1 protein-coding gene is annotated in these 2,410 nt (G+C 63.2%); it reads left to right on the top strand.

Going from position 1 to position 2,410, the window contains the following annotated elements:
- Positions 1 to 373: 373 nt before the first annotated feature.
- Positions 374 to 2,146 (top strand): DUF5979 domain-containing protein, encoded by a 1,773-nt coding sequence (locus tag NGB94_RS16685; protein ID WP_325791839.1) that lies wholly within the window; start codon positions 374 to 376, stop codon positions 2,144 to 2,146.
- Positions 2,147 to 2,410 lie beyond the last annotated feature (264 nt).

Here is a 2,410-nt window from a genome sequence, read left to right as displayed (position 1 = left end):
GACCCGCAGCGCCGATGGTACTGCACCCGGGAGGGTGTGGGAGAGTAGGTCACCGCCGGACAACCATTAGAGTTCAGGCCCCGCAACGCTGCGGGGCCTGAACTGCTTTAACAAGCCGCTACCCTGGTTGCCGCCCCCGTTGCCTCCCCGTCCGGGCCGCGGCCAAAGAGAGCAAACCACCTGCGCATCCCTAACGGACGTCCCGCGAGCTGTCACTAATACCACCCACATCAGCGGTTGATTCCTCTTTCTCCCTTTTCAGATGCCGTCCAGAGACGTAGCCTCTCAGCTCTCGGGCGCTGCGGTGCCGACGTTCCGAATCTCACAGCTTCGGATGTCCACTGAGGTCAAGACTGGAAAGCGGGAAACCCTTATGAGTTTGCGTCACCGAATTGAGCATGCCGGGGGCCGTCTGCCGCGCAGGAAAAGGGGGAGGACCACATCCCTGTGGAGCGCCGTCGTCGGCGTTTTCGTCTTCCTGTTCATGCTGCTGCAGTTCGCGATGCCGGCCCAGGCCGTGTTCCGGGGCGAGCCCCCGGGCGCTGCCGTACCGTCAGACATCGTTGAAATCACCATGACGGGCACCGAGCCGGGAGCCAGCGTGACCGGCGGGCTGCCCCCCGTTGGCGGCTCCTTCGATCCCACGACTGGATACCCCGACGATGTTCCCGCGGGGTATGACCCGTTGAATGAGTCATTCGCGGGCGTTATCACAACCGTGGATGCCGAAGGGAACGGGCAGCAGATGTACTGCATCGACATCCGCACCAACACCTATACGGGACTCGGCTACGAGAACGGCTCCTGGGAAGAGTCCAACGTGCCCAATATCGGCTACGTCGACCGGATCCTGAACAGCTACTACCCGGACCAGCCAGGTGAGCCGGCTGCAGCACCCAATGACAACATTCGTGCCGCCGCAGTCCAGGCCGCCATTTGGTTCTTCAGTGACGGCTACGTGCTGGAGGACGGCGATCCAATCCGGCCGTACACCGCCGCGATAGTCGCGGACGTCCTGGCTGCGGGCCCGCTGACGGAACCCCCGGCACCAAACGTATCGATTGATCCGCCCACTGCGGCGGGCCCGACGGATGGGGTCACCGGACCATTCACCATTACGTCGGATGCCGCAACCGTCACTGTTGAGGTGCCGGCCGGCTACACCCTGTATACGGACCCGGCCGGCACGGTTCCGCTCGTGGGTACAACAGTGACGTCCGGGACGCAGCTGTGGGTCAGGAACGACAACCAGACCACGGATCCAGTCGTGCTGACGGCAACAGCAGTTGTGCCTGTGGAAACCGGCAATGTCTACCTCTACGCAGGCAACAACCCCAGCGTCACGGAAGCCCAAAAACTCATCCTGGCAGCTGACGCGCAGATTGAATCCAATGCCCAGGCAACGGCGGAGTTCTTCATCGCAGGAGACCTGACCGTCAGCAAGGCCTTTGCCGGTGACGGCGTCGGCCTGCAGGGCGCCATCTCCCTGGTGGTGGACTGCGGCGCATCGGGTGTCTTTACCTTCGACATCCCCGAGGGCACTGATACCACTGTCACCGAGACAGTGACGGGACTTCCTGTCGGCACTGTCTGTTCAGTGACTGAACCGGTCACCGGATCGACGACGGCGGTAACCGTCACCCCGGTGCTGCCGGAACCCGTGACCATTACCGACGGCGAGAATGTACTCGCGGTGAGCAACACCGTTGACCTCAATCCCGGCAGCCTGCAGGTAACCAAGACCATCACGGGAACGGGTGCGGGCCTCCAGGACGACATCGTTATCCATGTCCAGTGCGGTGACGGCCTGCTGGATGAAGTCTTTGTCCTCGAAGCCGGGACAGTGGCAGGTTCATATACCCAGCTGTATGAGGGGATCCCGGCCGGCACGCTCTGCCGCATCTCGGAACCGACGTCGGGCGCGAATGAGGACGTGACCGTTGAGTCCACACTCACCGGGGAAGTGACCATCCTGGCGGGAACCACTCAGCTTGCCGAGGCCACCAACCTGTACGCGCCGGTCCCTGTGACTGAGCGGCTCCCCAAGACAGGAGCTGAGTCACTCAACCTGGCACTCATGGGTGGGGGAGCCATGCTCGCCGGATCGGCACTGGTGCTCGCCTCCGTGCGGCGACGCCACGGCTAGTCCATAAGGACGCGCGGTTCTCCGGCGCCGGTTTCTCCCTGACATGGGGCGGAACCGGCGCCGGAGCCGTCTGGGCCGGAGCTCGAAACCAGGGCTGGGAAGCCGATTTGCACGGACTCCCAAACCTGTGTAAAGTCTTCTGAGTCGCCGCGGCCGGGACGCTCACGGAGCTCCTGAAGCATGGCGGCCAAACCCCAACTTTCTTTCGATGGTTGATCTGCTGCGTGCCTTGTGTGCCGGCGGGAAACCTGGGACTGGATGCTG

The organism is Arthrobacter koreensis (assembly GCF_035792275.1).
Lineage (GTDB): Bacteria > Actinomycetota > Actinomycetes > Actinomycetales > Micrococcaceae > Arthrobacter_B > Arthrobacter_B koreensis_A.
Note: the sequence above shows the minus strand (reverse complement) of the source record. Positions and strands in the feature narration are given on the sequence as shown.

Coding starts and splice junctions, on each gene's coding strand:
- NGB94_RS16685 (WP_325791839.1), top strand. CDS start 374: ATGAGTTTGCGTCACCGAATTGAGCATGCCGGGGGCCGTCTGCCGCGC.